Here is a 6223-nt window from a genome sequence, read left to right as displayed (position 1 = left end):
AGATTCCTGAGGTGTGCCGCGCCGCTGGGATACCTCGGTCTGTGTGGGGGTCACGATCGCCCTCTTTTCGGCGTTCAGCCGCGGAACCAGTGCTGCGGCCGGGGTTGGATGTTCTGCCAGATGTGCTTGGGCTCTCGGTACTCGTTCAGGCCGGTCGGTCCCAGCTCGCGGCCCACGCCCGAGTGTCCGAAACCACCCCATTCCGCTTGCGGCACATAGGGGTGGTAGTCGTTGATCCACACCGTGCCGTGACGCAGTCGCCGGGCGACCCGCTGGGCCTTGCCGGCGTCCTGCGTCCAGACGGCTCCGGCGAGGCCGTATTCGGTGTCGTTGGCGATCCGTACGGCGTCGTCCTCGTCGGTGAAGCGCTCCACGGTCAGCACGGGTCCGAAGGACTCCTCGTGCACCACGCGCATGTCCTGCCGGCACTCGTCGAGGACGGTCGGCGGGTAGTAGTGGCCGCCCGCGAGGGCGGGGTCGGTGGGGCGCTCGCCGCCGCAGCGCAGGACGGCGCCCTCGGCGAGGCCGGCCGCCACGTACGCCTCGACCTTGGCCAGGTGCTGGGCGGAGATCAGCGCGCCGGTCTCGGCGTCGGGGTCGAAGGGGCCGCCGAGCCGGATCCGGCGGGCCCGGCGCACGACCTCGTCGACCAGCCGGTCGTGGAGGGAGTCCTCGACGATCAGCCGGGCGCCGGCCGAGCAGACCTGGCCCGAGTGCAGGAAGACGGCCGTGAGGGCGAAGTCCACCGCTGTCTCGAAGTCGGCGTCGGCGAAGATCACATTGGGGTTCTTGCCGCCGAGTTCCAGCGCCACCTTCTTCACGGTCGCCGCGGAGGTGGCCATGATCCGCTTGCCGGTTTCCAGGCCGCCGGTGAAGGAGACCAGGTCGACGCCCGGGTGCTCGGAGAGCGGGGCGCCCACCTCGGGGCCGCCGCCCAGGACGAGGTTGCCGACGCCGGCCGGGAGTCCGGCCTCCTCCAGGGCCTTCAGCAGCAGGATGGAGGTGGAGGGGGTCAGCTCGCTGGGCTTCAGGACGAAGGTGTTGCCGGCCAGCAGGGCGGGGGCCACCTTCCAGGATGCCTGGAGGAGGGGGTAGTTCCAGGGGGTGATCAGCCCGCACACGCCGACGGGCTCGTAGACCACGCGGCTCACGGCGTCGTCGCGGCCGGTGTCGATCACGCGGCCCGCGTCGGTTCCGCCGAGGCCGCCGTAGTATCGGAAGCAGGAGACGACGTCGGCGATGTCGTACTCGCTCTCCACCAGGCGCTTGCCGGTGTCGAGGGACTCGGCGCGGGCGAACAGCTTGGCGTCGCGCTCGATGAGGTCGGCGGTGCGCAGCAGCAGGGCACCGCGCTCCCGCTCGGGGGTCTGCGGCCAGGGGCCCTCGTCGAAGGCTCGACGGGCCGCGGCGATCGCCGCCTCGGTGTCGGGACGTGTCCCTTCCGATACGGTCGCGGAGAGCGTTCCGTCGGCGGGACATCGGATGTCACGGCGGCCTCCGGCCACCGGCTCCCGCCATTCACCGTCCACATACAGGTCTGCCACGCGCCAAGCCCTTCAGCTGAAATGCGTTGCGCATCGTGCATTCAATTGCTTGTGGTGGAACACCCTGGCCAATGTACGGACATCCGTCAAGAGGTTGGCGGATGACGATTTCGCAAGGGGCCTTTCGACCCTTCTCCCTTGACCGCAGACCTTGACCATGGACCCCATCCGGGCCAACTATGTTGCGTATCGCTCACAGAGTTGTGCATTACGCACCGACGGAGGAGGCCCATGTCCCCCCGACCTCAACCCGGCCGTGAGTACGTACTCACCCTTTCCTGTCCCGACAGCGCGGGACTGGTCCATGCCGTGAGCGGCTTCCTCGTCCGGAACTCCGGGAACATCCTGGAGAGCCAGCAGTTCGACGACCGCCTCCAGGGCCGTTTCTTCATGAGGGTCCACTTCGACGTCTCGGACCCGAGTGCCGATCTGAAAAATCTGCGTTACCGATTCGGTCCGGTGGCGGACGCCTATCGGATCTCCTGGACCCTGCGGGACGCGTCGACCCCGACGAGGACGCTCATCATGGTGTCCAAGTTCGGGCACTGCCTGAACGATCTGCTGTTCCGCCGGCGCACGGGTTCCCTCAACATAGAAATCCCGGCGATCGTCTCCAACCACCGGGACTTCGAAGGCCTGGCGGACACCTATGGGATCCCCTTCCACCACGTCCCTGTGACGAAGGACACCAAGCCCGAGGCAGAGGCGCGGCTGCTGGAGCTGATGCGCGAGCTGGACGTCGATCTCGTCGTGCTCGCCCGCTACATGCAGATCCTCTCGGACGACCTGTGCAAGCGGCTCGAGGGCCGCGCCATCAACATCCACCACTCCTTCCTCCCCAGCTTCAAGGGAGCGAAGCCGTACGACCAGGCGTACGACCGGGGAGTGAAGCTGGTCGGCGCGACCGCGCACTACGTCACGTCGGATCTCGACGAGGGCCAGATCATCGAACAGGACGTGGTCCGCGTCGACCACTCCCTCGACCCCGGCGAGCTGGTCACGGTCGGCCGGGACGTCGAGGCGCAGGTCCTGGCGCACGCCGTGAAGTGGCACAGCGAGAGCCGTGTGATGGTGGACGGCAACCGTACGGTCGTCTTCCGCTGAGTCGTCCAGCGGCGAGTGGGCGGGGCTGGAGTTCCAGCCCCGCCCACTCGCCGTCGTATACGGTTCTCGTCAGTTCGCGAGCCGGTCCAGCAGAGCCCGCCGCCACCTCTCCGTCTCGGCGATCTGGTTGAACGTGAACACATGGAGGCCCGCGACGCCCGCGGAAGGCGCCGTGAGGGCCTCCTCGGCGCGCCCGAGGAGTCTCTCGGGCGAGTAGCCCCCGGGGGTGGCGAAGCGCAGGAACCACGACGCGTGCCTGGTCAGGAACCGCGTCGACTCCCCCACACCGATCTTCGTCGCCATGGCGAGCAGCTTGGCCCGCTGCACGGGCCCGGCGACGCCCACGTGCACGGGCAGGACGACGTCCCGGCGCCGGATCCGGGCGATCCAGTCGCCCAGCACGCGCGCGTCGAAGCAGAGGTTGCTCACGATGTACGTGGCGTGCTCACGCTTGTCCCACATCGCCTGGATGGTGATGTCGTCGTGGATGAGGGGATGGGTCTCGGGGTAGCCGGTGATGCCGACGCGGGCGAAGGGGCTGTCCAGCTCGCTCAGCCTGCGCAGGACCGGCAGAGCACCGTCGTAGGCCCCGGCGGGCGGGTTCGCGTCGCCCGCCGGCACGAAGACGTCGTCCACACCGGCCTCGCGGAGCCGGCCGGTGACCTCCTTGAGGTGCGCGTCGTCCCGCAGCAGCCGCGCGGGCACGTGCGGGACGACGCGGTAGCCGTGCGCCCCGAGGCGCGCGGTGAGGTCGAGGGTCGGTTCCAGGCCCTTGACCGGCGACGCCGTCACGGTGACGACGACATCGCGCGGTACATGGGCGAGGACCTTCTCCTCGGTCGTCTTCGCGGGCAGTACCTCGTAGCGGACGCGCTCCAGGAGCGGCCGCAGCCCGTCGGCGGTCAAGGTCTACCCGGCCTGTGTCTCGGCGTCGCGGTGGCGGTAGTAGGCGGCCTTGGACGGGGCGAGGGGTTCCTTGCCGAGGATCAGGTCGGCGGCCTTCTCCGCGATCATCATCACCGGGGCGTAGATGTTGCCGTTGGTGACGTAGGGCATGACCGAGGCGTCGACCACGCGCAGGCCCTCCACACCGTGCACCCGCATGCTGGTGGGGTCGACGACGGACATCTCGTCGGTGCCCATCTTGCAGGTGCAGGAGGGGTGCAGGGCGGTCTCGCCGTCCTTGGCGACCCACTCGAGGATCTCCTCGTCGCTCTCCACCGACGGTCCGGGCGAGATCTCCCCGTCGTTGTAGGGGGCGAGCGCGGGCTGGTTGAGGAGCTTGCGGGCCACCCGGATCGCCTCGACCCACTCGCGGCGGTCCTGCTCGGTGGAGAGGTAGTTGAAGCGCAGGGCGGGGTGTTCGCGCGGGTCCTTGCTCTTGATCTTCACCGAGCCGATCGCGTCGGAGTACATGGGCCCGACGTGGACCTGGTAGCCGTGGCCGCCGGCCGGCACCGAGCCGTCGTAACGGACCGCGATGGGCAGGAAGTGGAACATCAGGTTGGGGTAGTCCACGTCCTCGTTGCTGCGGGCGAAGCCGCCGGCCTCGAAGTGGTTCGTCGCGGCCGGGCCCTTGCGGAACAGCCACTGGAGCCCGATGAAGGGGGCGCGCCACTTCGCCAGGTACGGCTGCATGGAGACGGGCTGCTTGCAGCCGTACTGGATGTAGACCTCGAGGTGGTCCTGCATGTTCTCGCCCACGCCGGGGAGGTCGTGGACGACGTCGATGCCGAGGGCGCGCAGTTCCTCGGCGTTGCCGACGCCGGAGAGCTGGAGGAGCTGCGGGGAGTTGATCGCGCCGCCGCAGAGGATGACTTCCTTGGCGCGGACCTGCTTGGGGGCGCCCCGGCCCTTGCGGTACTCGACACCGACGGCCTTCTTGCCCTCGAACAGGACGCGGGTGACCAGGGCGCGGGTGGTGACGGTGAGGTTGGGCCGCTTGCGGGCGGGCTTGAGGTAGGCCTTGGAGGCCGACAGCCGGCGTCCGCGGGAGACGTTGCGGTCGAACTTGGCGAAGCCTTCCTGCCGGTAACCGTTGACGTCCTCGGTGGGCGGGTAGCCCGCCTCCTCGGTGGCCTTGAGGAAGGCGCCGAACAGCGGGTTGCTGGCCGGGCCGCGTTCGAGGACCAGGGGCCCGTCGTGGCCGCGGAACTCGTCGTCGGGGTCGGCGGCCAGACAGTTCTCCATCCGCCGGAAGTAGGGCAGACAGTGCGCGTAGTCCCAGCTCTCCATGCCGGGATCGGCCGCCCAGCGCTCGTAGTCCATGGGATTGCCGCGCTGGAAGATCATGCCGTTGATGCTGCTGGAGCCGCCCAGCACCTTGCCGCGCGCGTGGTAGACGCGTCGGCCGCCCATGTGGGGCTCGGGCTCGGACTCGTACTTCCAGTCGTAGAAGCGGCTGCCGATCGGATACGTCAGGGCGGCCGGCATGTGGATGAACACGTCCCACGGGTAGTCGGACCGGCCGGCCTCCAGTACCAGGACCCGGTTCGCCGGGTCCGCGGAGAGCCTGTTCGCCAGTGCGCTGCCGGCTGATCCACCACCGACGATGACGAAGTCGTACTGCAGGGAAGCCATGGTGCCCTCGTCTCGCTTGCGCCACAGATGGTGCGACGCAGCCTAATACCAGTAGCGCTATACGCACTAGGTTGCGAGCCACGCAACTTACGTGGCCTCGGTTTCGATCGGGTTACTTGCAAAGGCGTTGTTTACTGCACGTATAGTTGCGCTGTGAGCAACTACAGCACAGACACCGAAACGTCGAGTACGCAGTCCGGCGGAGTGCAGTCGGTCGACCGCGCCATCAGCGTGCTGGAAATCCTGGCCCAGCGCGGCGAGGCGGGCGTCAGCGAGGTGGCCGCCGAGATCGATGTTCACAAGTCCACCGCGTTCCGCCTGCTCGGTGCCCTGGAGGCGCGCGGTCTGGTGGAGCAGGCGGGCGAGCGCGGCAAGTACCGGCTCGGCTTCGGCATCGTACGCCTGGCCGGCGCGGTCACCGGACGTCTCGACATCACCCAGCAGGGCCGCCCCGTCTGCGAGCGCCTCGCGGAGGAGATCGGCGAGACGGTGAACATCGCGGTCATGCAGGAGCACTACGCGATCAATCTGTACCAGGTGCGCGGTCCGGCGGCCGTCGCCGCGCACAACTGGGTCGGTGAGCTGACCCCGCTGCACGCGACGTCGAGCGGCAAGGTCCTGCTGGCCCATCTGCCCGCAAAGGAGCGGGCCGCGGTGCTGGCGAAGTCCGGCCTGGAGAAGGTCGGCCCGCACACGATCACCGCGAAGACGAAGCTGGAGAAGAACCTGGCGGAGGCCCGGGAGCGGGGCTACGCCTGGACACTGGAGGAGCTGGAGATCGGGCTGCACGCGATGGCCGCCCCGATCAGGGACCGGGACGGCGTGGTCATCGCGGCACTCAGCGCGTCGGGTCCCTCCTACCGCTTCACCGAGGAGCGGCTGCACGAGCTCTCCCCGATCCTCCTGAAGGGCGCGGAGGAGATCAGCCACCGCATGGGCTTCCTGGGCTGAGCCGGCCCGGGGTCAGCCCTGGGGGGTGCCGAGGCGTTCGTTGA

General features: G+C 68.8%; 5 protein-coding genes. 2 read left to right on the top strand and 3 right to left on the bottom strand.

Features of this window, described 5'->3' with window-relative positions; genetic code table 11:
- Positions 1 to 74: 74 nt before the first annotated feature.
- Positions 75 to 1544 (bottom strand): aldehyde dehydrogenase family protein, encoded by a 1470-nt coding sequence (locus tag AQJ64_RS24050; RefSeq protein WP_055634570.1) that lies wholly within the window; start codon positions 1542 to 1544, stop codon positions 75 to 77.
- Positions 1545 to 1775: 231 nt separating this feature from the next.
- Between AQJ64_RS24050 and purU the strand changes: the two genes are divergently transcribed.
- Positions 1776 to 2648 carry a formyltetrahydrofolate deformylase gene (gene purU / locus AQJ64_RS24045; RefSeq protein WP_055634571.1) on the top strand — a complete coding sequence of 291 codons (873 nt, stop codon included), beginning with the start codon at positions 1776 to 1778 and terminating at the stop codon, positions 2646 to 2648.
- A gap of 69 nt (positions 2649 to 2717) precedes the next feature.
- On the opposite strand, the gene AQJ64_RS24040 is transcribed toward purU, so the two are convergent.
- Entirely contained in the window at positions 2718 to 3554 is an 837-nt protein-coding gene (locus tag AQJ64_RS24040; RefSeq protein WP_055634572.1) for a methylenetetrahydrofolate reductase, read from the bottom strand.
- Between the two features lie 3 nt (positions 3555 to 3557).
- On the bottom strand, positions 3558 to 5228 hold the full coding sequence (gene betA, locus AQJ64_RS24035) for a choline dehydrogenase (protein WP_055634573.1): 1671 nt from the start codon (positions 5226 to 5228) through the stop codon (positions 3558 to 3560).
- 204 nt (positions 5229 to 5432) lie between these two features.
- Between betA and AQJ64_RS24030 the strand changes: the two genes are divergently transcribed.
- Positions 5433 to 6179: an IclR family transcriptional regulator gene (locus tag AQJ64_RS24030; protein WP_055634574.1), complete on the top strand. Its 747-nt coding sequence runs from the start codon at positions 5433 to 5435 to the stop codon at positions 6177 to 6179.
- Positions 6180 to 6223 lie beyond the last annotated feature (44 nt).

Source organism: Streptomyces griseoruber (assembly GCF_001514205.1).
Classification (GTDB): domain Bacteria; phylum Actinomycetota; class Actinomycetes; order Streptomycetales; family Streptomycetaceae; genus Streptomyces; species Streptomyces griseoruber.
This window is presented reverse-complemented; position numbering and strand designations above follow the sequence as displayed.

Excerpts from the sequence above, each read along its gene's own strand:
- purU (WP_055634571.1), top strand. The coding sequence starts at position 1,776 with ATGTCCCCCCGACCTCAACCCGGCCGTGAGTACGTACTCACCCTTTCC.
- betA (WP_055634573.1), bottom strand. The coding sequence starts at position 5,228 with ATGGCTTCCCTGCAGTACGACTTCGTCATCGTCGGTGGTGGATCAGCC.